Source organism: Streptomyces sp. I05A-00742, from assembly GCF_013055795.1.
In the GTDB taxonomy this organism is placed as follows: Bacteria; Actinomycetota; Actinomycetes; order Streptomycetales; family Streptomycetaceae; genus Streptomyces.
In genome coordinates, this window is the sequence record NZ_JABETO010000064.1 from 1 (window position 1) to 23,849 (window position 23,849).

A 23,849-nucleotide genomic window follows, 5' to 3' on the forward strand; every position below is an offset into this window, starting at 1 on the left:
CTGGGCGCGGGGGCCGCCCTGGCCCCGGCCCGGCCCGCGCGGTCCGCCGCCCGGCACGGCGACGGCCGCCGCGTCGCCGTCATCGGCGCCGGGGTCGGCGGTCTCACCGCGGCGCACGAACTCGTGGAGCGGGGCTTCGCGGTGACGGTGTACGAGCGCCGTTCCGTGCCCGGCGGCAAGGCGCGCTCGCTGTACGTCCCCCACAGCGGCACCGGTGGCCGCCGCGACCTGCCCGGCGAGCACGGGCACCGCGGGGTGTTCGGCTTCTACCACAACCTCCCGGACACCCTGCGGCGGATCCCGCTGCCCGGTGGCGAGACCGTCCACTCCCGGCTCACCCCGGTGAACTGGATCGAACTCGCCCGCACTCCGGGGCGACCGGACATCCCCCTCCCCGTCAACCGGTGGGCGCCGCCCTCGCTCGGCGACACCGACCTGCTGATCGCCTCGTTCGCCGGCCTGCTCCAGGAGGCCGCGCACCTGCCGCCGTGGGAGGCGGCGTTCTTCGCCAAGCAGGCCGTGATGCTGCTCACCAGCTGCACGGAACGGCGTTTCGGCCAGTGGGAACACGTGCCCTGGTGGGACTTCATCCGGGCCGAACGCATGTCAGCCGATTACCAGAAGCTGCTCGGCGGCGGGGTGCAGCTGCTCCAGGCGCTCCGGCCCCCGACCGCCAGCACCCGGACCTGTGGCCAGGGCATGGAATCCATTCTCTACGACCTCGCCGGGCGCGGCAGCGACGGCCCCTTCGACCGCGTCTTCGACGGGCCGACCGGCGAGGCCTGGCTCGACCCCTGGGCGGCGCACCTCCGGTCGCTCGGTGCGCGCTTTGCCTTCGGCCGGTCCGCGGAGCGGATCGACCTGCGAGACGGGCGCGTCGCCTCCGTCACGGCCCGTACGGAGCGGGGCGAGGCCGAGCGGATCGACGCCGACTGGTTCGTGCTCGCCGTCCCGTCCGACCGCGCAGTCCGGCTCTGGAGCCCCGCACTCCGGACGGCCGACCCGCGTCTCGCGGCCATGGACGGGCTGCGGCAGACCTGGACCAACGGCATCCAGTACTTCCTGCGCCGTCCCGCGCCCGTCGTCGTGGGACACGTCGTCCACGTGGACTCCCCGTGGAAGCTGGCCTCGATCAGCCAGTCCAGGCTGTGGCGGGCGCCCTACGAGCGGACGTGGGGCGACGGGCAGGTGCGGGAGTCGCTGTCGGTGGACATCTCCGACTGGGACACGCCCGGCATCCTCTACGGCAGACCCGCCCGGCAGTGCACGCGCGCCGAGGTCGCGCGCGAGGTGTGGGCGCAGATGCGGGCCCACCTCGAGGACCACGGCGGGCTGGACGACTCGCTGCTGCACTCCTGGTACCTGGACGAGGCGATCGCCGAGGACGGTCACGGGCTGACCAACGACGACCCGTTCCTCCTCAACTCCACCGGCTCCTGGAACCTGCGACCCGAGGCCATCACCGCGATCCCGAACCTCTTCCTCGCCGCCGACTACGTCCGGACGTACAGCAACATCGACTTCACGTCCATGGAGACGGCGAACGAGGCCGGCCGCCGCGCCGCCACCGGGGTCCTGGCGGCGGCCGGCGCAGGACGGGCAGAGGTCCGGACGTTCAAGGGGTACGAGGCTCCGGAGTTCGCCGCGGCCAAGGCCCTGGACCGGCAGCGCTGGCGGCAGGGGCTGCCGCACGTCCTGGACTTCGGGTGACACCGGATCCGGGCGCCGGTTCGGCTTCACACGATGGGCGGCCGTCCACGCCTCGAGGCCGTCCGGACCGGTGACGGCGTGGTCCCTGGGTGCAGCCGACGGCTCCCCCGCCGGATCCCGGACGGTCCGCCGAGCGATGTGGCCGAGACGCCCTGTTCCCCTCGCGTACCGCCCGGCGTCATGGTGACGCCACCACCCCTTCGGTACACCTCGCTGTCCTGGAAGCGCGTCATCCCCGTCCGTTCCCCCACACCCCTCAGAGGTCACCTTGCCCATGGGAGAGATCGACCGCCGGCGGTTCCTGCAGCTCACCGGTGGCACCGCCGCGTTCACCGCGCTGTCCGGCAGCATCGCCCGCGCCGCGGCCATTCCGGCCCGGCGGCGCACCGGCAGCCTGCGGGATGTCGAGCACATCGTCGTCCTGATGCAGGAGAACCGCTCTTTCGATCACTACTTCGGTTCGCTGCGGGGCGTCCGCGGCTTCGGCGACCCGCGGCCGGTGACGCTGCCGAGCGGGAAGTCCGTCTGGCACCAGTCGGACGGCAGGCGGGACATCCTGCCGTTCCGTCCCGAGGCCGACCACCTGGGCATGCAGTTCCTCCAGGACCTCAACCACGACTGGGCGGGCGGGCAGCGGGCGTTCGCCAAGGGCCGCTACGACCAGTGGGTACCGGCCAAGACGGCGACCACGATGGCGTACCTCACGCGCGAGGACATACCGTTCCACTACGCCCTCGCGGACGCGTTCACCCTCTGCGACGCGTACCACTGCTCGTTCATCGGTTCCACCGACCCCAACCGCTACTACCTGTGGAGCGGGTACACCGGCAACGACGGCAAGGGCGGCGGCCCGGTCCTCGGGAACGAGGAGGCGGGGTACGGGTGGACGACCTACCCCGAGCGGCTGGAGAAGGCCGGCGTGTCATGGAAGGTCTACCAGGACATCGGCGACGGCCTGGACGCCCGGGGGAAGTGGGGGTGGATCGACGACGCCTACCGCGGCAACTACGGTGACAACTCGCTCCTCTACTTCACCGCGTACCGCGATGCCAATCCGGGCGACCCGCTGTACGAGAAGGCCCGCACCGGGACCGACGTCAAGAAGGGCGACGGCCTCTTCGACGTCCTCAAGGCGGACGTGAAGGCCGGCAGGCTGCCGCAGGTCTCCTGGATCGCCGCTCCGGAGGCGTTCAGCGAGCACCCCAACTGGCCCGCCAACTACGGTGCCTGGTACATCGCCCAGGTGCTGGACGCCCTCACCTCCGACCCCGAGGTGTGGAGCCGGACGGCGCTGTTCATCACGTACGACGAGAACGACGGCTTCTTCGACCACGTCGTGCCGCCGTACCCCCCGTCGTCCGCCGCGCAGGGCCTGTCCACGGTGGACGTCGGCCCCGACCTCTTCAAGGGGGGCGCCGGACGGACCGCGGGCCCCTACGGGCTCGGGCAGCGGGTGCCGATGCTCGTGGTGTCGCCGTGGAGCACCGGCGGGTTCCTGTGTTCCGAGGTCTTCGACCACACCTCGGTGATCCGCTTCATGGAGCGCCGCTTCGGGGTGCGCGAACCGAACATCTCCCCCTGGCGCCGGGCCGTCTGCGGCGACCTCACCGCGGCCTTCGACTTCAGCAGGGCGCACACGGCGCCCGCCGCCCTGCCGTCCACGGCCGGCTACGAGCCGCCGGACCGCCTCCGGCACCCCGACTACGTCCCGAAGCCGCCCGCCACGGGTGCGCTCCCCCGGCAGGAACCGGGATCGCGGCCCACCCGCCCGCTGCGCTACGCGCCGTTCACGGACGGCTCCGCCACACCGGCCACCGGCCGGTTCACCCTCGCCTTCAGCGGCGGGGCGGCGGCGGGCGCGCAGTTCCTCGTCACCTCGGCCAACCGCACGGACGGGCCCTGGACCTACACCGCGGAGGCCGGCAAGCAGATCTCCGACACCTGGAACACGGCGTACTCGAAGGGCGTCTACGACCTCACGGTGCACGGCCCCAACGGCTATCTGCGAGCCTTCAGAGGCCCCGGCGGTACCGCCGGCCCCGAGGTCACCGCCCGTCACAACGCCACCACGGGAGACCTCGATCTGACCCTGACCCAGCGGGGCGGCGCCGAGTGCCGTCTGACCGTCACCGACGCCTACGGCGGCCCGTCCGAGACGCTGACCGTGCGTCCGGGCGCCACCGTGCGGCACACGGTGCGGACTCGCGCGGGGAACCGCTGGTACGACGTGTCGGTCGTCTCCCCCGGGGACGGCACGTTCCTGCGCCGGTTCGCGGGGCATGTGGAGACGGGTGCCTCCGGGGTGAGCGACCCGGCCGTCGCCACCCGCTGAGGCGGGCCACCGCGGCGTCCTGGCCGCCCGGCCCCGGTCAGGGCGGCCAGGCGCCCGTCTGCCACAGGTGGACGATGGCCCGCGCGATCCCGCGCGACCGCGCGTCGACGAGGGCGTCCGGGTCGCCGTCCGCGGCGTCGAGGTCGTCGAGGAAGCGGCCCACGGCCTCCCGGCCGACCCGCTCCAGCGTGGTGTCGTGGTGCAGCCGGACGAGCCCGCTCGCCCGCAACTCGTCCTCGCCCCGCCCCGTCAGGCGCGCGGAAAGGGCGACGAACCCCGGGTGCTCCCGGTCCATCCGGTTCCTCCCCTCCGCGCGGCCGCACCCATTCTGCGGGGCGCGCACGGGCGTGGAAAAGGGCGCGATTCCCGTGGTGAGCACGGCATTGCCGCAGGGACACAGGTTTCTCCAGCGGCGAATGGGACACCGGCCGCCCGAAAGGGGACGTCTGGCCGCCGGATTCCCGGGCAACCGCCAGGTGACCGCCTTTTCCTCTCCCAAGGAGGCACCATGTCGCAGATCGAGGAATCCATCGAGGTCGCCGTTCCGGTCACCACGGCGTACAACCAGTGGACCCAGTTCGAGGACTTCCCCCAATTCATGGAGGGCGTCGAGCGGATCGAACAGCGCACGCCGACGCTGACGCACTGGGTGACCAGCACCGACGGTGTCCGGCGGGAGTTCGACGCGGTGATCACCGAGCAGATCCCGGACGAGCGGGTGGCCTGGACGACGGTGGACGGCGACGTCCGGCAGGCCGGTGTCGTCACCTTCCACCGGCTCGACGCGACCCGCACCAAGGTGATGCTCCAGTTCGCGCACACGCCGGAGGGCGTCGTCGACACCGTCGGGGACAAGCTGGGCTTCGTCCGCCGGCAGGCCAAGGGCGACCTGCGGCGTTTCAAGACCTTCATCGAGGCGCGCGGCCTGGAGACGGGCCGGTGGCGGGGCCGGGTCTGATCCGTCGGCACGGCGAAGGGGCCACGGTCCGAGGACCGTGGCCCCTTCCGGGACGGCGTCGCGCGGTCAGTCGTGGAACGCGTCCTTCGCCTTCTCCTTGGCGCCCCGCAGGTCGCCCTTGGCCTGCTCGGCCCGGCCCTCGGCCTCCTTGCTCTCGTTGCCGACGGCCCGGCCCGCCTCCCGCTTGACCTTCCCCTTGGTCTGCTCGGCCTTTGCCTTGGCCTTTTCCTGGGCGCTCATCGTGATATCTCCTCTGCGTCGGAGGCATTTACATCCCGACGGCTGCCCCCGCCCGCCCCTGACAAACCCAGCAGTCACCGGCATCACGGGGAACCGTACGCAAGTCCGTATACGGGTGACAGGAAGTCGGCATGAACAATGGCCGGGGGGATAAAAGCAAAACCACCGGGAAGACGACACGTTGGAGGTTGATTTCCATGGTTCCCCTGCTTCTCGTCCTGCTCCTCGCCCTGATCCTTTTCGGTGCCGGATTCGCCATCAAGATTCTGTGGTGGGTCGCCGTGGCGGTGCTCGTCATCTGGCTGCTCGGCTTCCTGGTGCGGTCCGCCGACTCCGGCGGCAGCAGGAGCCGCTGGTATCGATGGTGACCGGCTGACATCACGGCCCCGTCTCCTCACCGGGCCCGGCGGGGATCCGCTTCCCGCCGGGCCCGACGTACACCCCCCGACGGAACCGGTAGGACTCCGTCCGAAATTCGGCGCCCCCACACGCATGCCCCGGCGAACCAGGGGCAGAAGCGGCACTGACAAGCACAGTTGAAGGAGGGCGCACGTGACCAGCACGAGCGTGACGCAGACGGCCGGGGCCGCGCGGAGCGGCACTGCGGCGTGTGGGCCTCTCGGTGTGGATCTGCCGCAGGTGGAGGACGCGGGGGGCATTGACCCGCGTGACGCCCGGGCCCTGAACAAGGTCTTCCTGGACCGTCTCTCGGTTCTTGAGGAAGGCACCCACGAGTACCAGTACGTCCGCAACACCCTCATCGAGATGAACCTCTCCCTGGTCCGTTACGTGGCCGGCCGATTCCGGGGCCGCTCCGACCAGATGGAGGACATCGTCCAGGTGGGCACCATCGGTCTGATCAAGGCGATCGACCGGTTCGACCTGACGCGCGAGGTCGAATTCACCACCCTCGCCATTCCCTACATCACCGGCGAGATCAAGCGTTTCTTCCGGGACACCAGTTGGGCGGTGCATGTACCCCGTCGGCTCCAGGAGCTCCGGGTGGAGCTTGTCAAGGCGACCGAGGAACTCTCCGGGCGTCTCGGCCGCTCGCCGACGGTCAAGGAACTGGCCGAGGTACTGGACCTGTCCGAGGACGAGGTCATCGAGGCCCAGGTCGCCAGCAACGGTTACTCGGCCCATTCCATCGACACCCCCGCCGAGCCGGGACCCCGCGGCCACGACACCTCGCGTTCGTGGTCGGAACGTATCGGCGCCGTGGACGAGAATCTGGAGAAGGTCGAGGCACTGCACGTCCTCAAGCCGCTGCTCAAGGAACTCGACGACCGGGAAAGGCTGATGCTGGAACTGCGTTTCGGCCAGGAGATGACGCAGTCGCAGATCGGAGCGGAGCTCGGCATCTCCCAGATGCATGTCTCCCGGCTGCTGAGTCGCACTCTCGCCCGGCTGCGCAAGCGCATGCTCGCGCAGCAGTGACCGGCGGCTCCGACGGCCGGCACCACCGCTCATGACGTTGCCCCCCGCGACCGTGGAACCGGTCCGCGGGGGGCGATCTCGTGCTCACGGAGCACGGAGGAAGGTCTTCTTCCAGGGTTATTTCCGGACTTCCGGGCGAGGCGTGAGGAGAGGACTCCCGGAACGGAGGTAACGACGTGGACTGGCGACAGTATGCCGCGTGCACGGAGGAGGACCCCGACCTGTTCTTCCCCATCGGTACGGGCGTGTCCGCCCTGGCGCAGACCGAAGGGGCCAAATCGGTCTGCGCGCGCTGCCCGGTGAGGGAAGAATGTCTGCGATGGGCCATGGAGACCCGTCAGGAGTACGGAGTGTGGGGTGGTACGAGCGAAGGGGACAGGCGTGAGCTCCGGCGGGGGACGGGAAGGCGCCGTGTGGGTACCTCTTCCTAGTGCGGTGGTCGACCACCCCGGCAGGACGGCGTGCGCCCGGCCCACCGCCCGCGCACGCGACGGCCGCTCCGGTAGCTCCCGGACCGTGGCGGACGTACGGTCCCGACCCGGCAGTGATCGAGGTGACGCTGTGAACAACACGACGGCCGTGGCCGGGCCGTTCGTCCACCCGGCGCTGTTCTACCGGGACGGGAAGGAGTACGTCTCCGCCCTCACGGCGTTCGTCCGCGAGGGTCTGACGGCCGGCGACCCGGTGGCGGTCGCCGTTCCCCGGGCACGTCTGGAGCTGCTGCGGGCGGAACTGGGCACGGACGGGGCGGACGTCCGGTTCATCGACATGGAGGAGGCGGGGCGCAATCCGGGACGGATCATCCCCCGGGTGCTGCGCGCCTTCGCCGACGCGCACCGGGACCGGCACGTCCGGATCATCGGCGAACCGGTGTGGGCGGGCCGCTCGGCCACGGAGTACCCGGCCTGCGTCCAGCACGAGGCCCTGATCAACCACGCGTTCGCGGGGCGCCGGGTCACGATCGTCTGTCCGTACGACACGTCGCTGCTGGCCCCCCGGGCGGTGGCCGACGCCTACGCCACCCACCCGGTGATCATCGACGGCGACCGGAACGGCCCCAGCGGCTCCTACGCGCCGGACCACATCATCGCCGTGTACAACCAGCCGTTGCCGCCCCCGCCCGACGGGCGCGTCCTCTCCTTCGCGTTCGACAGCGCGCTGCTGCCCGAAGCACGGCGCGTCGTCGTGGAGCGGGCCGCCGCGCTCGGGCTGTCCCCCGGGCGCCGGGACGACCTCGCCCTGGCCGTCGCCGAGCTGACCACCAACAGCGTGGTGCACGGCGGTGGCTCCGGGACGGTGCGGATCTGGGCGGAGGCCGACCACGTGGTGTGGGAGGTGGAGGACCGCGGCCATGTCGCCGATCCGCTGGCCGGCCGCCGGCCGCCCACGCCGGACCGGCCGGGCGGCCGGGGCCTGCTGCTCGTCCACACCCTCAGCGACCTGGTCCGCACGCACACCCACGCGGGCGGCACCACGACCCGCTGTCTCCTCACCCGCGCGCCGCTGCCCTGACGCGGTCCGTTCGCGCCGGCCCGCCGCCGGTGCGTCAGCCCTCGTAGGACCGGAGCTCGACCAGGTCGCCCTCGGGGTCGCGGACGTGGGCCGTCCGCATGGCCGGCCTCCACTCCGGGCGGTCCGCGGGCTCCGCGACGGCGGTGCCGCCGTGGCGCAGGCACAGGGCGAATCCGGGTGTCCGACGAATCTCTCGCGCTCGGCGATCGGGTCGGCCGGATCGGCCCGGGCGAGCAACGGGATGAATGCTTAGGGTTCGGGATTCATGCCGCCCTTCCTCACGGTCCCGCTCCCGTCCCCGCAGCCGCCGTCCGTCGGGCATCCCGCCCGGATCGCGCGCCGACCGGCGCTTATGCTCCTGCCATGGAGGCACTGGTTGGCATGGAGAAGACCGTACAGAAGAGACGGTTGCGGCAGGTGCGCCCCGCCTGGGAGGCTCCTGCCGCGACCGGCCGGAACCACGACGCCGCGGGATCCTGGTGCACGGCGGGCCTCCTGGTCCGCGGCCGTCCGGACGGTCTGCACGCCTACGACGTGGAGACCGGGAAGCCGCGCTGGTCCTGGATCGCTCCGGGCCGCAGGGCGCTGATCGCGATGAGCCGCACCGCGGCGGACGGGGTCGGTCTGGCCCTCCACACGGCGGAGGACGACGGACAGTGGCCGGAGCGGCACGAGGTCACCGCGGTCGACCTCACGGACGGCAGCGCCCTCTGGTCCGCCCCGCATTCCATGTACCACGACCCCTGGTCGCGGGGCACCGACACCCTGGCAGTGGCCGGGGACCGCGCGGTCGCCCTGGCGAAGGGCGTCCCCACGGCCCGCTCCCTGCGCGGCGGGAACATCGCCTGGCCTCGGGTGCCGCCGTTGCGGGGCGACGGCCGGCTCGCCGTCTGCCGGACGGGCGTCGTCCAGACCGCGCTGGACGCCGGACGGCTCACGGTCCGCTGCCTCGACGCCGCTGAGGGCTCCGTCCGCTGGACGGTCCGCCCGCGGTTGGAGGGTCCGGTCGAGAGAACCGTCGTCCTGCACCAGGATCCCCTCGCCCTTCTCTGCCTGGGCGGTGGACGCCGTTCACCCGAGAGGTCGGTGCTGGTCCTGAGCGCCGAGGACGGTCGGACGACCGCCCGGATACCCGTCGACGGCCCGCACGGCGAACTCCTCTTCCCCTCCGACTACGGCTTCCCCGAGGACCAGCCCGTGACCGCCGTCCAGGACGTGGTGGTCATGGAAGCGCGCCCGCCCCACGCGCACCACGACCACCTGACCGCGTTCGCCGTCGACGGCGGCACGCCACGCTGGACATGGGAGTCCCGGGGAACGATCACGGGCGTCACCCGGTGGGGTGACCACGTCCTCGCTGTCAGCAAGCTGGAGAACTCCGAGGGCCCGGACGGCACCGTCCACGTCCACCTTCTCAGGGGCGCCACCGGCACGGTGGAGGCCGTGCGCCGGCTGTACGGCTACCAGGCGGGCATGTCCGGCCGCTACCACATCGACGAGGACGGACGCCTGGTCCGGGTCTCCGGGTGGGGCGGGCAGAACTGGCACCCGGCGCAGATGTTCCGGCTGTGGTGACGGCCGTCCGGTGACCCGGTCGCCTCTCACCTCCGGCGGCTCGCGACGGCCGCCAGGTACGCCGGCGGCACGAACCGCGTGCGCAGCGCGACGGGGGCGCCGCAGGCCCCGGCCAGGTGGTGCAGTGCCGCCGGGCCGTACGCCTTGCGGAGGCTGATGATGCCGTCGTGTGCCAGGACCGGTCCGCCGCAGAGGAGGATCAGCGGGGCCGCGGCCAGGCACGCCGGGTGGCGCCACACGTCGACGATCAGCAACCGGCTTGCGACGCGCGTGCCTTCGCGCAGCAGGGCCGCCACTCCCCCGGGCGGCAGGTGGTGGAGGGACAGGCTGAGCACGGCGAGGTCGTAGGAGCCGTCGGGTTCGTCGATCGCCGTGGCGTCGAGCCGGGCGACGGTGGCCCGCCCGTGGCGGCCCAGCGGGCCCGCGCGCAGCGTCTCGACGGTTTCGTGTCCGACGTCACTCACGGTGAGCCGCGCGGCGGGGTGCCGGTCGAGCACCTGCCGTGCCAAGTGGCCGTTTCCGGCGCCCAGTTCGAGGATGCGCGGATGGGGGGCGTCCCGCACCTGGGCCAGGACCAGTCCGCTGAACGAGCGGTGGGCCAGGGTCAGCCGCTGGAGCCGGGCCAGCCTGCGCAGCACCCGGCGGCGTTGCGGGCCGGCCTCGGGGCGGTCGATGTACTCGGTGCGGTCCGTCTCGTAGAACCGGTCCCACCATGCGGCGTTCGGCCCGCCCCGGGGCATGTCGTCGGTCACGGCTGCCCCAACGAACGCCCGCGGGGCGGGTCACGCTCCGTGGTCCCGCCCGGGAACGGGACGGTCCGCACGGGAGGCGGCGGCAACCGCCCGCGGTCCCTCGGCGTCTTGTGCGAAGCTCCGGTGTTGCGACGCGGGGGCGTCAGGGCTGGTGACCGAAGGGACCGTGGAAGCAGTGGACGACATACGCAGGCCGGCCGCGACCGCCGTACAGGAGGTGCCGCCCGGGGAGCCGGCGCCGGTGCTGCGTCCGAGGGGCCTGGTGGACCTGCGGGGGAAGGAGCGCGCACCGGCGCTGCTGTCGTACCCGGCCGACGCCGTGGTGGTCGTCTCCGGGCTGCCCGGCAGCGGCAAGAGCACCTTGATCCGCAGGTGGTCCGGGGCCGCGTCGGTCGTCGACCCGCGGGACGTCCACGTCGCGTGCGAGGCCGTGATGCCGTCCTTCCTCCCGTACGCCGTGTACCGCCCGTGGGCGCGTCTGGTGTACGTCCGCCGGCTGCGGGCGGGGGTCCGCGCGGGCGGGCCGTTCCTCGTGCACGACTGCGGGAGCCGCGCCTGGATGCGCCGTTGGCTCGCGCGGGAGGCCGGGAGTCAGGGGCGTGAACTGCACCTGGTGCTCCTGGACGTCGGGGCGGCCGAGGCCCTCGCCGGGCAGGAGGCGCGCGGCCGTCGCGCCCGTCCGCGGGTCTTCGACCGGCACCGGCGGGGGCTGCGGCGCCTGGTGGCCGCCCTCTCCGCGCCGGGTGCCGCGGGGGGCGACGGGGGCCCGGTGCCGGAGGCGGCCTCGGTCGTGCTGCTGGACCGTACGACGCGGGAGCACGTACGGGCCGTCGAGTTCCGGCGCCGGGCCGGGCGTCAGGCGTCCGGAGTCAGGCCCGGGGTTGGACGCCCGGCGTCAGGCCCGGAGTTGGACGTCCCCCGTCAGGCCCGGCCTTGAGCGCCCGGCGTCAGGTCAGGCATGGGATCCGGCGTCAGGCAGGGACGCCACCCGGCGCGGAGGCCCGGATCGCGGCGGACGCCGGAGGCCGCCGTGGTCAGCGCCCCGGGCCGGCCGGCGTCCGGTGGCGTGCGGCGGCGGCCGGGGCGGCGAGGGCGAGCCGGCGGTGGGCGCGGCGCAGCATGAGGCGGGCCATGGCCGGGTGGACGTGCCGGACGAGGCCGAAGTACAGGCGGCCCAGCCGGTTGTGGGTCCGTACCACGGTGCTGAGGGTGACGTGGTCGTCCTCGACCCGGACGGAGGCTCGGAAGTCGAGGTGGGGCGCGTTCTTGCCGAGGACGACCTCCGTGTCGTCGCGGTGGAGGACGGGGAACGGCAGGGTGTCCTCCCACCGGCGCGGGTCGCGCGGCATGCCGGGGCGCAGGGGCAGCCGCCAGGCGTCCGCGAAGTCGGGCCGTGCGAAGGCCCCGTGGGCGAGGCGGGCGCCGGCCGGGAGGGGCACGGCGGTGGGCCGCTCCCAGAGCAGCCGGTTGAGCAGCCGGACACGGGGAGTCCAGCGGGTGGGCTCGGGCGGTGCGCCGGTGGCGGCGAGCTGGAGGTTGTCGAGGAGTTCTGCCACGACGGTGTCGTGGAGCGGGCGGATCACCAGGTTCCACATCAGCCGCTCGGCGGTGTTCCGCCGCTGGTGGAGGGTGTGCCGGACGAGGCACCGCCCGTCGGGCAGGGGACGAACCGTCAGTTCGTGGCCGCCGTTCGAGGGCGGCGTGAAGGCGAAGGCGACGCGCCGGACCGGCCCGTGTCCGCCGTCGGCGCCGGGCCCGAGCGGGCGGTCGAAGCGCATGGGCGGCCAGGCGGGGGTGGGGAACAGGGGGTCGTCGTCGGCCGAGAGACGTTCGATCAGGGCGCCGACGGTGGCGGCGGACGCCTCGACGACGCGTTCGTGGGTGGTGTGGACAGCGTGCATCGCGCCCTCCATACGATGGCGTACGGTCAACTGTACGGTAGCGTATGGACATGACGCGACGGCGGGCCGAGGGGCCGGAAGGCGGCAGGCGCACACGGCTGAGCGCCCGGGACTGGGCGGAGGCGGCACTCGCCGCGATCGGCGAGGGCGGTCTGGCGGCCGTCGCCGTCGAACCGTTGGCCGTCCGGCTGGGAACGACCAAGGGCAGCTTCTACTGGCACTTCGCCAACCGGGACGCCCTGATCGCGGCGGCGCTGGACCGGTGGGAGGAGTCCCGCACCGAGGACGTGATCGTGGCACTGGAGGCGGAGCCCGACGCCCGGCAGCGGCTGCGGCGGCTCTTCGCCCAGGCCACGGAGGCCGCCGCCCGGGACCCGTTGGAGGTCTCCCTGCTGGCCACCTCCTCCCACCCTCAAGTAGCCGCCGTGCTGCGACGCGTCACCGACCGCCGGCTCGCCTACCTCGCGGAGCTGTTCGCCGAGCTCGGCTTCCCGCCGGGCGAGGCGCGCCGCCGGGCACTGCTGGGATACACCGCCTTCCTCGGCCAGACACACCTCGGCCGCGCGGTCCCCACGGCGCTGCCCGCCGGGGCCGAACTCTCCGCCTACCTGGACGGGGTGATGGACACGCTGCTCCGGCCGGAGCCGGGGCCGATGGGCTGAGCGCTGCCCGTCGGACCGCGTCCACCGGCCGGCGCGCGGCGAGTCCGGACGGTACGGGGGGCGGGCATCCGGGCTCCGACGACCTCGCGGATCCGTCCACACCGCGCACCTTGCCGGCAGCCTCGCGTCGCCGGACGCCCCGTACCCGTCATACCCCGGTGGCAGCCGCGACATGGCTCCCCGGTGTGACGCCGGACGCCCGCCCCCGCTCCTACCTTCCCTCCACCCGCAAGGACCCGGAGGGAAGACGCCATGCCCGCACCCCGCGCCCTGGCCCGCCACATCGAGAAGGCGACACCGCCGGACCGCGACCGCGCGCTCGACGCGCTGCGGGCCCTCGCGATCCTGGGGGTCGTGCTGGGCCACTGGCTGGTCACCGCGCTGGTGCCGGGTGACGGCGGGCTGCGCGGGGCGAGCCCGTTGGAGCGCCTGCCCCGGCTGGCCCCGATGTCCTGGCTGTTCCAGACGCTCGCCCTGTTCTTCTTCGTGGGCGGTGTCTGCGGCGCGCGCGGATACGCGTCGGCCCGTGCCCGGGGGACGTCCTACCGGTCCTGGCTTGGCGGCCGGCTGGCCCGGCTGGGCCGGCCCGTCACCGCCGTGCTCGCCGTGTGGGCCGTGGTCTGCGCCGTGGCGCTCGCCGCCGGGGCGGCCCCGGCCGGCCTGCGCACCCTGGTGAACCTGGTCGTGTCGCCCCTGTGGTTCCTCCTGGTGTTCGCGGCGCTCACGGCACTCACTCCGCTCGCCTCCCGGCTCGGACCCCTCTGGCCGCTCGCCGTCGTCGTGGCCGTGGACGCGGTCCGTTTCGGGCTCGGCGGGCCGTCCTGGACCGGCTGGACCAACGTCGGGGCCGGCTGGCTCGTCCCGTACGCCCTCGGCGCCGCCCGGTCCCGCGGCCGGTTCGCCGGACGGCGTTCCGGATGGCCACTGTTCGCGGCCGGCGCGGCGGCGACCGCGGTCCTCGTCCTGTTCTGCGGCTACCCGGCCGCCATGGTGGGCGTCCCCGGCGCTGCCGTCTCGAACCTCAGCCCGCCCACCCTGGCCGCCGTCACCTTCGGCCTCGCCCAGTGCGGCCTGGCCCTCGCACTGCGCGAACCGCTGCGCCGCGCGATGCGGCGCCCCGCGGCCTGGGCCGCGGTGACACTGGTGAACCTGTCCGCCATGACGGTTTTCCTGTGGCACCAGACCGCGATGATGGCGGTCACGACGACCGCCCTGGCGGCGGGCCCGCTGCCCGGACTGCACACCCTGCCGGACAGCCCCGGCCGGCTCGCGGCCCGGCTCCTCTGGCTGCCGCTCTTCGCCCTCGTCCTGCTGGGTCTGTGGCGGGTGTTCCACCGGTACGAACGCCCGGCACGCCCCCGCCGGGCCGCGCGGGCGGCGGGGGTGCCCGGACGCCTCGTCGCCCGCGGCCGGGCCGGGCGGCCCGAGCTCCCGTCACCGGAGTCGGAACCCGCGGTGTATTGACGGCCTCGGCCGCCACTTTCACGACCCCGGTCCGTCCGCAAGGCGGCGGGCGTCGGCGGCACGACACGCTGGAACACCTCCCACAGACCGCCCAGCGCTGTCCGCTCAACCAGATCCACCACCGAGCCGGAGTGCCGCGAGATCACCGCCGGATGTATCGGCTTGTCAGGCGGTGAAGCGGGGTCACCAGGTGATGACGGTGACTCCGGGCCGGCCCGGGGAGCCGGGGACACCGTCTTGTCCATGTTGGCCGGACTTGCTCCCGGTGCCCAGGTCGACGCCTCCTGCGCCGCCGGCCCCGGGGAAGCCCCCTTGCCCGCCGTTGCCGCCGCTGCTGGTCCCGGCAGGGGGCACGTACCGCGCCCCACCGGGCAGCGTGATGCCAGCCGTCAGAGTTCCTCCCGCGCCCGGCAGCCCGCCGTAGAAGGTTCCGCCCTGGCCCGGACGTCCGGTGGTGCCCGCTTGCAGCAGCCGGCAACCGCGCGTCTCCAGGTGAGGTCGGCCGACTCGCCCCTGCGCGCCGGCAGGCACGGCACCCGCGGGTGTGCGGTTGGTCTCGCTGCCGCCCTTTCCGCCCTCACCGGCCAGGCCGCCGCCCCCACCGGTCCCGCCGTTGGCCCACGTATAGGGGAAGGAATAAGAACGCAGGATGGACATCACGGAGATCCGGGACTGGCCTCCCTGGTGAGCGAAGGGCGCCGGGGTGCCGCGCGTTCCCGCCGAGCCGTCACCGCCGAAGAAGTCATGTCCGCTCCTACCGCCGCTGCCACCCCGGCCCTGGGAGCCTCCGCCGCCGCCCTCCCCGTTGACGATCCGCAGGAACTCGTATGTGCCGAGGCGGCGGATGTGGCACGAGAAGAGGGAGCCGGCACCGCCGCCCGCGCCACCCGAGCCGCTCGCGCCTCTGGCGCCCTTGCCTCCGAGGTGGCCATGGGTGGTCGGGCTTGCCTTCCAGCCTTCCCCGCCGCCTCCACCACCGGCACCTCCGCCACCGCCCCCTCCGCCTCCCGAGGTCCACACGTAGGCAGTGGCGCTCGTCACTCCCTCAGGCGGAGCCCATGTGCCGCTGATGCCGGTGAACACCTGATAGCCGTGAGCGGGGGCGGCGTGTCCTGGCTGCGGTGTCATCGCCAGTGCTGCCACGGCCACAGCCGACGCTCCGATCGCCTTCAGGCTCCTACGCGTTGGTCGCCACACGAGCACACCTCCGGTGTTGCGTCAGTCGGACTGCGACCGTGCAGGCTCGCAACGAGCGGCAGGACGGTCGCAGAGGGACGGTTCCGCCCCGCTAACGAGGTGATCGCCTCATCGGATACTCCAACTGCCGGGGAGAGGACCGCCCGACGGCGCCCATCAGGCAGTCGGCCGGCCTGAGCGGGCATCAGCACCGGTTGCTGTCACGTCCGGGGCTCTTCGCCCGCCCCTCGCGGACTTCCAGCACTGCCGGCATGCAACGTCAGCGGTCCTGTCCGGTGAGGAAGTCACGCACCTGACGGACCGTGGCGGTATCCGTGAGGAGGTCGTTGTGCTTGAGGCAGCCGGTCGCGGTGTTGACGGCCCCGGACAGCTGCGTGCTGGTCGCCGGCTTGATCTGCTCGTCGCAGGACGACCACCACGTGGCGTACCGCACCGGTCCGGGGGTCTCATCGCCCTCGTTGAGGCGTCTCAGGACGTACGAGTCGGGGGTCATGTCCCGGCATCCCTGGTCCCACAGAGCACAGAGATAGGCAACGCTCGTCCCGTGGTTGGGGCCTGCCAAGGACGCCCAGTGGCCGACCTTCCCCGCCCCTTCCCCGAACTTGACGTACCAACGGGCGGGCAGGCTGCCCAGGCTGTGGGCCACGAGGTCCACCCGCTTCGCACCCGTCCGGGCCAGCACCGTGTCCACATAGGCCGACAGCTCCGCGCCCAGCGTCTCGTTCGTCGACCGCGTCGTGTCGTACGACCACGCGAACAGCCGGTCGCCAGGGTGCCCGGCCGCCGTGAACGCCTCCCGCATCGAGCCCCAGACACCGGGCCCCGCGTTCCGCCCGTGAACGAAGACCACCGGATCCGGCGGCGGTGGAAGAGCACTGGCGGGGGTGGCGACGGGGGCCGCCGTCGTGCCGAGGGCGGCGGCGAGGACGGCCACGAGAACACCGCGCATGAACGCACCTCCCGGGTTGTCCGTGACGGGCGGTACGGACTATGGCAGGACGGCAGTTCGCTGCCAAGGCGTCGGGGCGCCAGTTCGGCCGGGGTACGGCGTCTGGTGATCGCGGTTCTCCGCTACTCCGGGTAGAGAGCTGCCAGGCGTGGCAGTCGGCGAGCCATTTCTTCTCGGTCGTCGAAGTCGAAGTCCCAAGCGGGGTCCAGCTCCGGGTACCGGATGGTGTACGCCTCGTCAGGGAGTTCCTTACCCGTCGCCATGATGTGTGCGTTCCGGACGATGTTCAGCACCTCCTCACCGTCGAGATCGAGTCCGTCGGCCGCTGAAGCTCGCACGACGGGCACTTCCGCGAGGGCATCGGGGTCGGCGACTGTGCGCTCGAAGACCTCGCGTCCCTGCCCGATCAGCCAGCCGCGGAAGTAGTCGAAGCCGTCGTCGGAGCATCCGCCGTTGACCACATGGGCAGCGGCCCACAGAGGATTCGTGTAGGAGTCGGCCATCAGGTCCCACAACACCTGCTGAGCGGCGACGATCTCCTCGGCCGGGTGTGCGGCCAACAGCGAGGTTGCCCGGCGGACAACCGCTTCTTCGTCGTCCGGACGGGACGTCTGGTCGCGCGCTGTCGCGATCAGTTGCCAGAACTGCTGATTGTTCATGACTGCAGAGCATGCCACCCGGTACTGACAGGGCACTCCGGGTTCAGTGTGCCGTGCCCGTCGGCTCGGCACGGGGCGTACGACCCTCCCGCACCGCTCCGCAAGGGCATTGTCAGACCCCTCTGTCACGATCGTCGTGCGAGTACCCGTGAGGGCGGGTGCGGGGAGGACAGCATGGGATTCTTCGACGGTCTGGTGGTGCCGGACGAACCGGAGCCGGAGCAGCCGGAGTTCACCGAGCTCGGGCCGTCGCGGTCACGGTTCCGGCACATGCCGCCTGCCGACTGGTACGTGCCGACGGTGCTGCCGCGGGTGACGCAGGTGGGTGCGGGGCCGCGGGTGCGGGTGGTGTTCGCGGGCTGGGAGGTGTGGCCGGAGGAGGTGACGCTGTGTCTGGACGTCTTCTGGCGGCAGAGGAGGACGGATGAGGTGTTCGGGGGTTTCTGGTACGGCCGGGAGGGCGCGGGGGCGTTGCGGGTGGGGCTGCGGCTGGCGGACGGCCGTCGGGTGACCACCCTCGACGGTGAGCCGTGGCTCCCGCCGGGGAACGAGGAACAGCCCGTCACCCTGCGGGAGTACGGCACCGATTCCGGCAGCGAGTTCCACCGGCCCGTGCGTCTCCTCCTGTCCTGCGTACCGTCCGACAGGCCCGTGGCGCTGGTGCTGGAGTGGCCCGACGAAGGCGTCCCGGAGACCGCCACCGACCTGGACACCAGCGGTCTCGACGAAGCCGCGCGCCGGGTGACCGAGATCTGGCCGGAGCTGACCGGCCCGGCCGACGCCGAGGGGGACGCCCTGCCGTCTCCCCGCCTCGTCGTCAGCAGCCCGTCCGGCCTCCTGGCCGCAGCTCCGACGGGGAACCGCCCGCTGGTCCGCGCCGACTGGTACGGCATCGACCTCGACGACTGGACCGACCTCGGCCTGATCAAGGCCCGGCTCCGGGCCGGGGCGGTGCCGGAGGACCCCGACACCCATCCCCTGCACACCGCCGCCGGCTGGGGATCACCCGAAGTCGTCACGGCGCTCCTGGAACACACCGACGGGCCCGATCTCCTGGACCACACCGGCGTCACCCCCCTGTGGGAGGCCGTCCGTTACGCCCGCTCCGACACGGCGGCCGTGCTGCTGGCAGCCGGGGCCGACGCCTGGAAACCGCTCGTGGGCCACTGGTCACCGGGGCGGCTGGCCTTCCTGACCCCTCTCGCGCCGATGTTCGAGGACCTTCCCGGGGCGGAGCCCCTCACCCCCGAGGAACGCGCCGCGCACAAGGACGCCGACCGGCTGACGGCTGTCTTCGCCGACGCCGAGACGGACGGTCTCGGCGTGGCCTTCGTCGCCGGTATCGACGAGGACGAGGTGATACGACGCCTGGGCGGCGACCCGGCCGACTTCCCACCGCTGGACCTCGCCCGCGAGCCCGGCCCCTACGGCACCGGACCGGCCGCGTTCGACCCCGACGACTACGAAGCGTCCCTCCGCTACCTGGGCGTCAGAAACGTGCCCGGCGGCTGTGTGCTCACGCAGCCCATGGGCTACCTGCCCTCCGACTCCGCGATTCTGGAGCCCGTATCGGCCGGAACAGCCGCCTACGGCCTGTACTTCAATCCGAACGGCGGCACGTTCGGCACCTTCGCCCGGGACGGACGGACGGTGGTCCAGGAGGAAATAGGCATGACCCCCGCCGCCGACGACCCGCCCGAGCACTGGTTCTACCGCTTCTGGCAGGTCGGCGAGCACGGCACCATCGACGCCGGTTGCCTCGCCTACGCCTGCCACCGGACGGGCCTGCGCCTGGAGGACGCCGACGCGGTCGACGGACCGCCGAGCCGCTGGATACCGGTGACCGTGCCGGCCGACTGACCCGGCCGGCGCGGGCAGGTGCACCGCCGGCCCCTGACGGCTCAGCCCACAGCGGACCGCGTGGTCTCGTCCCACGCGACGTACTCGACAACCGCGCCACCCGCATGCCGCACCGTCACGTCGCGCCCGGTGCCCGGCAGTGCGGCCAGGGCTCCGACCGCGGCCGGAGCAGCGGGCCGCCGAGCGAGCTCTCCCGCACGCCGGGGCTCCCGGCCCTGGGGTGCAACCGGACGGCGTCCCGGCGGTACTGGGCGACTTCGGGGAACAACTGCTCCACGTCCACGGGACGCGGCGGGGTCGTGCAGACCATCTCAAGGGCTTCTGGCGGTGCAAGCGGTACGCCCGACGGTGATGTCGCGGCGAGGTGCAGCGTAAGCGGTCCCTCCGACATCGCCGTCGGCCCGTCCGGCGTACCGTCAGTTCCCCTCGGCCGTGGGCACCCGCCGCTTCCGCGGACCCGGCAGCGCCTTCCGCGCGCGCGATCAGGGCCCGGCCCGCCGGACTGGCGGGCCCGTCCGTCCGCCAGGCGAAGGCGAGGCGGCCCCGGAGCGCCGGCGGGTCGATGGTCAGGGACCGGAGTTCCGCGCGGGCCGCGGCGAAGGCGCCGGGGAGGATGGCCGCGCCCAGTCCGTACCCCGCGAGTTCGGCGAGCGTCGCCGGGTCCCCGGCCTCGAAGGCGATGCGCGGGGTGAACCCGGCCGCCGCGCAGGCCTCGTCGAGCCGGGCCCGCAGCCCGGTGCCCCGGGGCAGGCTGATCAGCGGCCGGTCGCGCAGGGTGTCGAGGGAGATGACCGGGTGGACGGCCAGTTCGTGGCCGGGGGCGACCGCCGCGACGATCGGCTGGTCCTCCAGCACGTGCAGGGCGATGCCCGCCGGGCCGTCCCGGCCCACGCTGATGATCGCGGCGTCGAACCGGCCGGTGCGCAGGCCCTCGACGAGCCGGTCGGTCGTGTCCTCGGCCAGGGTGATCTCGACCGCCGGGTGGGCGTCGTGGAAGCCCGCCAGCAGCGCGGGCAGGTCGGCGTTGTGCGAGGTCACCGTGCCGACGGCGACTCGCCCCCGGAGCAGTCCGGCCATCTCGTCGACGACGAGCCGGGCGCGCTCCACGGCGGCGAGCGCGGCGCGCGCGTGCGGCAGGAAGGCAGCGCCGACCTCGGTCGGGACGACGGACCGCCCGGAGCGGTCGAGCAGCTCCTGGCCGAGCTCGCGTTCCAGCTTGCGGATCTGGGCGCTGACCCCGGGCTGGGCCACCCGCACCTTCTCGGCGGCCCGGGTGAAGTTCCGCTCCTCCACCACCGTCACGAAGTACTCGAGCTGACGCAGTTCCATAACTGTTGATGCTAGCAGTCAGATCATTCATGTCTTGGACTTCTGGCGCGCTCCGGCGGAAGCTGATCACAGAAGGAACGGAAGCCCCGCAGCAACCCCCTGAGAGAGGAACAGCACCATGACCGAGAACCGCGAACGCGCCGCCACCCCCGAGGACTTGACGAGGCTGTTCGTCGAGCGGGCCAACGCCCGCGACGCCGACGGGCTGGCCGAGCTCTACGCACCCGACGCCGTCCTCGCCTTCCCGCCGGGCAGCGCGACGGTCGGCCGGGAGGCCATCCGCGCCGCGTGCGAGCAGATGCTCGCGCACGTACCGCTGCCGTTCCCCCGGGAGGAGCCGCTGCCGACGGTCCACTACGGGAACGACCTCGCCCTCACGTCGACCAGGTCCTCCGACGGCATGGGCACCCGCGTCCAGATCGTGCGGCGCGAGCCGGACGGCAGTTGGGTGCGGATCATCGACCGTCCCGAGCCGGAGGCGGAGGCGGACCGATGACCGTGCTCGTCGCGGGGGCGGGCATCGGCGGACTGACCGCGGCCCTGAGCCTGCACGCCGCGGGGATCGACGCGGCCGTGGTGGAGAGCGTCCGGGAGATCCGTCCGCTCGGCGTCGGGATCAACCTCCAGCCGCACGCCGTGCGCGAGCTCACCGAACTGGGGCTCGGCGACGAACTCGCCGCCATCGGCGTGCCTCCCGCCGAGCTCGTCTACTGCGACCCGTCCGGCGCCGTCCTGCACTCGGAACCGCTCGGCCTGGACCGGGGCTACCGCTGGCCGCAGTACTCGGTCCACCGCGGTGAGCTCCAGCTGATGCTCCTCACGGCGGTGCGCGAACGGCTGGGGGCGGACGCCGTGCGCACCGCGACGCGCCTGACCGGCTTCACGGAGGACGGCGACACCCTGCGGGTCCGGGTGCTCGACCGGCGGACCGGCGGCCAGGAGGTCCTGGAGGCCGAGGTGCTCGTCGGGGCGGACGGCCTGCACTCGGTGACGCGCGGTCTGCTGCGGACGGACGACGATCCGCTGCTGTGGTCGGGCGTGCGGATGTGGCGCGGGGTGTCCCCGGGGAAGCCCTTCCTCACCGGCCGTTCGATGGCCATCGTGCGGGACGGCGACGCGGAGCTGGTCGCCTACCCGATCGGCCGCGACCGGATCAACTGGGTCTGTCTGGTGCGGGTGGCCCCTCCCGGGCCACTGGGCGAGGACGCCGGCTGGAACCGCCCGGGCTTGCTCTCGGACGTGCTCCCCCACTACGCGGGCTGGTCGCTCGACCGGCTCGACGTTCCGGGCCTGCTGGCCGGCGCCGACCGAATCCTGGAGTACCCGATGGCCGACCGCGAACCGCTGCGGTCCTGGGGGCGCGGCCGGGTCACCCTGCTCGGCGACGCCGCGCACCCGATGTACCCGGTGGGGGCGAACGGTGCCTCCCAGGCCATCCTGGACGCCCGGTTCCTCGCACGCGAACTCGCGCGGAGCGCCGACGTGCCGACCGCGCTGGTCCGGTACGCGGACGAACGCCGGGAGGCGACGGCGGCCGTGGTCCACGCCAACCGGGCGATGAACCAGGGCATCGAGGAAGGGGCGGGCGCCACCGGGCGGACCGCGACCGAGCACTACGCCCGCATCAGCGACGTCTACCGGCGTACGACCGGCGGCGACGCCGAGGCCCTCAACGCCCGCCCGTCGCTGACGCCGCGGTGAGGCGTCCGGCCGGCGCTCAGTAGCCCGTCGGGGCACCGCCGGCAAGCGTGCGCAGCATGTAGTCGAGCTCGTTCCGCCAGGCTCGGTTGACGTTGATGCGCGTCGGCTTCTCGCGGCCGGGCATCCAGAAGCGGAAGGAGCTCCACAGGGTGCCCATCCGCACGTCGCTGACGAGCTGGCGGGCCTGGTCGTGCGGCAGGGCGAGGACGAGTTCCTTGGGGCGGTTCGAGAACTTGCCGCAGCGGTGGAAGAGCAGGCCCTGCTGCGTGAAGGTCACGAAGTAGGTGTCCATGAAGAGGATCCACAGGCTGGTCAGGAAGGCCATCGCCATCGGGTTGGGGCCCGTGACGCCCTGCACCATCACCACCGGCTGGTCCCAGGGGTTCGCCTCGGTCACCGCCCGACCCACGTGCTCCTGGATCGTCGCCTTGCGCAGCGGCATGCCTGCTCCTTGTCCTCTTGAACGGGAAAACGCCCATTCAATCCCGTGCCCGGGTCCCGGGGTCCACCGGGTCCCGGGCAGGGGGCGGAGCCGTACGCCGCACCGGGCCGCCCGGTCACCCGGCGGACCGGGACAGCGCCTCCCGGACCGCCTCGTCCGTGCGGGCCACCACCGCGGTGCCGTCGTCCGCCGTGATGATCGGGCGCTGGATCAGCTTGGGGTGCGCGGCGAGGGCGTCGGTCCAGCGGTCCCGCGCGGCGGGGTCGCGGGGCCAGTCCTTGAGGCCCAGCTCCTCGGCCTCGGCCTCCGCGGTCCGCGTGATGTCCCACGGCTCCAGGCCCAGGCGGTCGAGCACGGCGCGGATCTCGGCCGCGTCGGGGACGTCGTCCAGGTAGCGGCGGACGGTGTAGTCGGCGCCCTCCGCGTCGAGCAGACGGACGGCGGAGCGGCACTTCGAGCAGGCGGGGTTGATCCAGATCTCCATGGGCCCACGGTACCGCCCCGACCCGTCAAATCCCGTCTGAGCTGGGCCGATTGTCAGTGCCCGGCAGTAGAATGGAGGGGTAGTGAAGAGGTCGCCCGACCGCTTCGTCAGGAGGACGCCGATGGCCGCAGCAGTCACACCGCTCACCGACCCGTGCACCCTCGCGACGCTGCCGAAGAAGCGTCTGCCCGCGGGCCACCCCCGGGAGTGGTACGAGTCCCACAACCGCCGGCTGAAGGCCATGCGCCTCGCCATCGCCCTGCTGCACAGCGGGGCGTACCGGCCCGAGCAGGCGACCAACCGCAGGATACGGCGGGTCGCCGTCCGGATCGGCGTGCACACCCCGTCGAACACGACCTGCCGGATGGTGCGTTCCCTCATCCGCGCCGAGGAGGCCATGGCGGCGTCCGGCCGCCGCTGACACCGCTGTTCCCTCCCGGCCCCAGGCTCCCCGGGTGGTGGCGGCTCTCCGTGCGGCGCCGCCTCCGCCCGTAACCTTCCGGCCATCGCCCGTCCCCCGGCCCGTCATCCGCCGGTCCGGGCCCGTCCCTAGCGTCGTCGTATGACGACCTCTCAGGTGTCCCCGGGCCCGGCCGCGGTCGTGCCCGTGCCGCCGGCGCCCGGGCCCGTGCGGCGGCCGCGGCCCCGGGCGCCGTGGGGCCCCCGCGGTCGCCGCGGGGCCGCA

The 23,849-nt window shown here is 73.1% G+C and carries 24 protein-coding genes and 1 pseudogene; 15 read left to right on the forward strand and 10 right to left on the reverse strand.

The features are described from left to right. The coding region (locus HN013_RS30980) for an FAD-dependent oxidoreductase (protein WP_171172148.1) at positions 1 to 1,710 on the forward strand (1,710 nt) is incomplete at its 5' end. Between the two features lie 274 nt (positions 1,711 to 1,984). Next, positions 1,985 to 4,042, forward strand: a complete 2,058-nt coding sequence (locus tag HN013_RS30985) for a phosphocholine-specific phospholipase C (RefSeq protein WP_171172150.1) — start codon at positions 1,985 to 1,987, stop codon at positions 4,040 to 4,042. Positions 4,043 to 4,079: 37 nt separating this feature from the next. Here HN013_RS30985 and HN013_RS30990 read toward each other — a convergent pair whose 3' ends face one another. After that, positions 4,080 to 4,337, reverse strand: a complete 258-nt coding sequence (locus HN013_RS30990) for a hypothetical protein (protein WP_171172152.1) — start codon at positions 4,335 to 4,337, stop codon at positions 4,080 to 4,082. Between the two features lie 213 nt (positions 4,338 to 4,550). Here HN013_RS30990 and HN013_RS30995 point away from each other — a divergent pair, with 213 nt between their 5' ends. Next, on the forward strand, positions 4,551 to 5,000 hold the full coding sequence (locus tag HN013_RS30995; protein WP_171172154.1) for an SRPBCC family protein: 450 nt from the start codon (positions 4,551 to 4,553) through the stop codon (positions 4,998 to 5,000). 66 nt (positions 5,001 to 5,066) lie between these two features. Here the strand turns inward: HN013_RS30995 and HN013_RS31000 are convergent, their stop codons facing one another. After that, positions 5,067 to 5,240, reverse strand: coding sequence for a CsbD family protein (locus HN013_RS31000; protein ID WP_171172155.1), 174 nt, complete (start codon positions 5,238 to 5,240; stop codon positions 5,067 to 5,069). A gap of 197 nt (positions 5,241 to 5,437) precedes the next feature. On the opposite strand from HN013_RS31000, the gene HN013_RS31005 reads away from it, so the two are divergent. The 5 genes from HN013_RS31005 to HN013_RS31025 all read left to right on the forward strand — a co-directional run bounded on the left by HN013_RS31005 (position 5,438) and on the right by HN013_RS31025 (position 9,764). Beyond that, positions 5,438 to 5,608, forward strand: a complete 171-nt coding sequence (locus HN013_RS31005) for a hydrophobic protein (RefSeq protein ID WP_171172157.1) — start codon at positions 5,438 to 5,440, stop codon at positions 5,606 to 5,608. 184 nt (positions 5,609 to 5,792) lie between these two features. Further along, complete coding sequence (locus HN013_RS31010; protein ID WP_171172159.1) at positions 5,793 to 6,677, forward strand: RNA polymerase sigma factor SigF; 885 nt, start codon at positions 5,793 to 5,795, stop codon at positions 6,675 to 6,677. 176 nt (positions 6,678 to 6,853) lie between these two features. After that, a complete protein-coding gene (locus HN013_RS31015) occupies positions 6,854 to 7,108 on the forward strand; it encodes a WhiB family transcriptional regulator (protein ID WP_171172161.1) in 255 nt (84 codons plus the stop codon). Between the two features lie 130 nt (positions 7,109 to 7,238). Continuing rightward, positions 7,239 to 8,189: a sensor histidine kinase gene (locus tag HN013_RS31020; protein WP_171172163.1), complete on the forward strand. Its 951-nt coding sequence runs from the start codon at positions 7,239 to 7,241 to the stop codon at positions 8,187 to 8,189. 363 nt (positions 8,190 to 8,552) lie between these two features. Next, entirely contained in the window at positions 8,553 to 9,764 is a 1,212-nt protein-coding gene (locus HN013_RS31025) for a PQQ-binding-like beta-propeller repeat protein (protein ID WP_171172165.1), read from the forward strand. A 26-nt stretch (positions 9,765 to 9,790) separates the two neighbouring features. Here the strand turns inward: HN013_RS31025 and HN013_RS31030 are convergent, their stop codons facing one another. Then, a complete protein-coding gene (locus HN013_RS31030; protein ID WP_312018766.1) occupies positions 9,791 to 10,516 on the reverse strand; it encodes a class I SAM-dependent methyltransferase in 726 nt (241 codons plus the stop codon). Positions 10,517 to 10,691: 175 nt separating this feature from the next. On the opposite strand from HN013_RS31030, the gene HN013_RS31035 reads away from it, so the two are divergent. Next, positions 10,692 to 11,453, forward strand: coding sequence for an AAA family ATPase (locus tag HN013_RS31035; RefSeq protein ID WP_312018767.1), 762 nt, complete (start codon positions 10,692 to 10,694; stop codon positions 11,451 to 11,453). Between the two features lie 97 nt (positions 11,454 to 11,550). Here HN013_RS31035 and HN013_RS31040 read toward each other — a convergent pair whose 3' ends face one another. Beyond that, a complete protein-coding gene (locus HN013_RS31040) occupies positions 11,551 to 12,417 on the reverse strand; it encodes a DUF2867 domain-containing protein (RefSeq protein WP_171172169.1) in 867 nt (288 codons plus the stop codon). Between the two features lie 50 nt (positions 12,418 to 12,467). On the opposite strand from HN013_RS31040, the gene HN013_RS31045 reads away from it, so the two are divergent. Both HN013_RS31045 and HN013_RS31050 read left to right on the forward strand, forming a co-directional pair. Further along, positions 12,468 to 13,079, forward strand: a complete 612-nt coding sequence (locus HN013_RS31045; protein ID WP_398981098.1) for a TetR/AcrR family transcriptional regulator — start codon at positions 12,468 to 12,470, stop codon at positions 13,077 to 13,079. Between the two features lie 252 nt (positions 13,080 to 13,331). Beyond that, positions 13,332 to 14,543, forward strand: a complete 1,212-nt coding sequence (locus tag HN013_RS31050) for an acyltransferase (protein ID WP_171172172.1) — start codon at positions 13,332 to 13,334, stop codon at positions 14,541 to 14,543. Positions 14,544 to 15,999: 1,456 nt separating this feature from the next. Here HN013_RS31050 and HN013_RS31055 read toward each other — a convergent pair. Both HN013_RS31055 and HN013_RS31060 read right to left on the reverse strand, forming a co-directional pair. Further along, on the reverse strand, positions 16,000 to 16,689 hold the full coding sequence (locus tag HN013_RS31055) for a triacylglycerol lipase (protein WP_171172174.1): 690 nt from the start codon (positions 16,687 to 16,689) through the stop codon (positions 16,000 to 16,002). A 122-nt stretch (positions 16,690 to 16,811) separates the two neighbouring features. Continuing rightward, complete coding sequence (locus HN013_RS31060; RefSeq protein WP_171172176.1) at positions 16,812 to 17,348, reverse strand: DUF4240 domain-containing protein; 537 nt, start codon at positions 17,346 to 17,348, stop codon at positions 16,812 to 16,814. Between the two features lie 174 nt (positions 17,349 to 17,522). Between HN013_RS31060 and HN013_RS32530 the strand changes: the two genes are divergently transcribed. Then, positions 17,523 to 19,208: an ankyrin repeat domain-containing protein gene (locus HN013_RS32530; RefSeq protein ID WP_212765033.1), complete on the forward strand. Its 1,686-nt coding sequence runs from the start codon at positions 17,523 to 17,525 to the stop codon at positions 19,206 to 19,208. Positions 19,209 to 19,323: 115 nt separating this feature from the next. On the opposite strand, the gene HN013_RS31070 is transcribed toward HN013_RS32530, so the two are convergent. Together HN013_RS31070 and HN013_RS31075 are read right to left on the reverse strand one after the other, a co-directional pair. Further along, the gene (locus tag HN013_RS31070; RefSeq protein ID WP_398981103.1) at positions 19,324 to 19,518 is read right to left on the reverse strand and encodes a hypothetical protein; all 195 of its coding nucleotides are present in this window, start codon (positions 19,516 to 19,518) and stop codon (positions 19,324 to 19,326) included. A gap of 146 nt (positions 19,519 to 19,664) precedes the next feature. Continuing rightward, positions 19,665 to 20,537, reverse strand: a pseudogene (locus HN013_RS31075) (LysR family transcriptional regulator); the annotation flags it as partial. A gap of 118 nt (positions 20,538 to 20,655) precedes the next feature. Between HN013_RS31075 and HN013_RS31080 the strand changes: the two are divergent. Together HN013_RS31080 and HN013_RS31085 are read left to right on the forward strand one after the other, a co-directional pair. Then, positions 20,656 to 21,033, forward strand: a complete 378-nt coding sequence (locus HN013_RS31080) for a nuclear transport factor 2 family protein (RefSeq protein ID WP_171172178.1) — start codon at positions 20,656 to 20,658, stop codon at positions 21,031 to 21,033. Then, positions 21,030 to 22,238, forward strand: coding sequence for a flavin-dependent oxidoreductase (locus HN013_RS31085; RefSeq protein ID WP_171172179.1), 1,209 nt, complete (start codon positions 21,030 to 21,032; stop codon positions 22,236 to 22,238). Before HN013_RS31080 ends, HN013_RS31085 begins: the two co-directional genes overlap by 4 nt. Before the next feature lie 16 nt (positions 22,239 to 22,254). Here the strand turns inward: HN013_RS31085 and HN013_RS31090 are convergent, their stop codons facing one another. Together HN013_RS31090 and HN013_RS31095 are read right to left on the reverse strand one after the other, a co-directional pair. Further along, a complete protein-coding gene (locus HN013_RS31090) occupies positions 22,255 to 22,680 on the reverse strand; it encodes a hypothetical protein (RefSeq protein ID WP_171172181.1) in 426 nt (141 codons plus the stop codon). Between the two features lie 115 nt (positions 22,681 to 22,795). Further along, the gene (locus HN013_RS31095) at positions 22,796 to 23,164 is read right to left on the reverse strand and encodes an arsenate reductase family protein (protein WP_171172183.1); all 369 of its coding nucleotides are present in this window, start codon (positions 23,162 to 23,164) and stop codon (positions 22,796 to 22,798) included. A 121-nt stretch (positions 23,165 to 23,285) separates the two neighbouring features. Between HN013_RS31095 and HN013_RS31100 the strand changes: the two genes are divergently transcribed. After that, complete coding sequence (locus HN013_RS31100) at positions 23,286 to 23,585, forward strand: hypothetical protein (RefSeq protein ID WP_171172184.1); 300 nt, start codon at positions 23,286 to 23,288, stop codon at positions 23,583 to 23,585. Positions 23,586 to 23,849: the final 264 nt, after the last annotated feature.

Excerpts from the sequence above, each read along its gene's own strand:
- HN013_RS30985 (WP_171172150.1), top strand. The coding sequence starts at position 1,985 with ATGGGAGAGATCGACCGCCGGCGGTTCCTGCAGCTCACCGGTGGCACC.
- HN013_RS30990 (WP_171172152.1), bottom strand. The coding sequence starts at position 4,337 with ATGGACCGGGAGCACCCGGGGTTCGTCGCCCTTTCCGCGCGCCTGACG.
- HN013_RS30995 (WP_171172154.1), top strand. The coding sequence starts at position 4,551 with ATGTCGCAGATCGAGGAATCCATCGAGGTCGCCGTTCCGGTCACCACG.
- HN013_RS31000 (WP_171172155.1), bottom strand. The coding sequence starts at position 5,240 with ATGAGCGCCCAGGAAAAGGCCAAGGCAAAGGCCGAGCAGACCAAGGGG.
- HN013_RS31005 (WP_171172157.1), top strand. The coding sequence starts at position 5,438 with ATGGTTCCCCTGCTTCTCGTCCTGCTCCTCGCCCTGATCCTTTTCGGT.
- HN013_RS31025 (WP_171172165.1), top strand. The coding sequence starts at position 8,553 with ATGGAGGCACTGGTTGGCATGGAGAAGACCGTACAGAAGAGACGGTTG.
- HN013_RS31040 (WP_171172169.1), bottom strand. The coding sequence starts at position 12,417 with ATGCACGCTGTCCACACCACCCACGAACGCGTCGTCGAGGCGTCCGCC.
- HN013_RS31045 (WP_398981098.1), top strand. The coding sequence starts at position 12,468 with ATGACGCGACGGCGGGCCGAGGGGCCGGAAGGCGGCAGGCGCACACGG.
- HN013_RS31050 (WP_171172172.1), top strand. The coding sequence starts at position 13,332 with ATGCCCGCACCCCGCGCCCTGGCCCGCCACATCGAGAAGGCGACACCG.
- HN013_RS31055 (WP_171172174.1), bottom strand. The coding sequence starts at position 16,689 with ATGCGCGGTGTTCTCGTGGCCGTCCTCGCCGCCGCCCTCGGCACGACG.
- HN013_RS31060 (WP_171172176.1), bottom strand. The coding sequence starts at position 17,348 with ATGAACAATCAGCAGTTCTGGCAACTGATCGCGACAGCGCGCGACCAG.
- HN013_RS32530 (WP_212765033.1), top strand. The coding sequence starts at position 17,523 with ATGGGATTCTTCGACGGTCTGGTGGTGCCGGACGAACCGGAGCCGGAG.
- HN013_RS31070 (WP_398981103.1), bottom strand. The coding sequence starts at position 19,518 with ATGGTCTGCACGACCCCGCCGCGTCCCGTGGACGTGGAGCAGTTGTTC.
- HN013_RS31080 (WP_171172178.1), top strand. The coding sequence starts at position 20,656 with ATGACCGAGAACCGCGAACGCGCCGCCACCCCCGAGGACTTGACGAGG.
- HN013_RS31085 (WP_171172179.1), top strand. The coding sequence starts at position 21,030 with ATGACCGTGCTCGTCGCGGGGGCGGGCATCGGCGGACTGACCGCGGCC.
- HN013_RS31090 (WP_171172181.1), bottom strand. The coding sequence starts at position 22,680 with ATGCCGCTGCGCAAGGCGACGATCCAGGAGCACGTGGGTCGGGCGGTG.
- HN013_RS31095 (WP_171172183.1), bottom strand. The coding sequence starts at position 23,164 with ATGGAGATCTGGATCAACCCCGCCTGCTCGAAGTGCCGCTCCGCCGTC.
- HN013_RS31100 (WP_171172184.1), top strand. The coding sequence starts at position 23,286 with ATGGCCGCAGCAGTCACACCGCTCACCGACCCGTGCACCCTCGCGACG.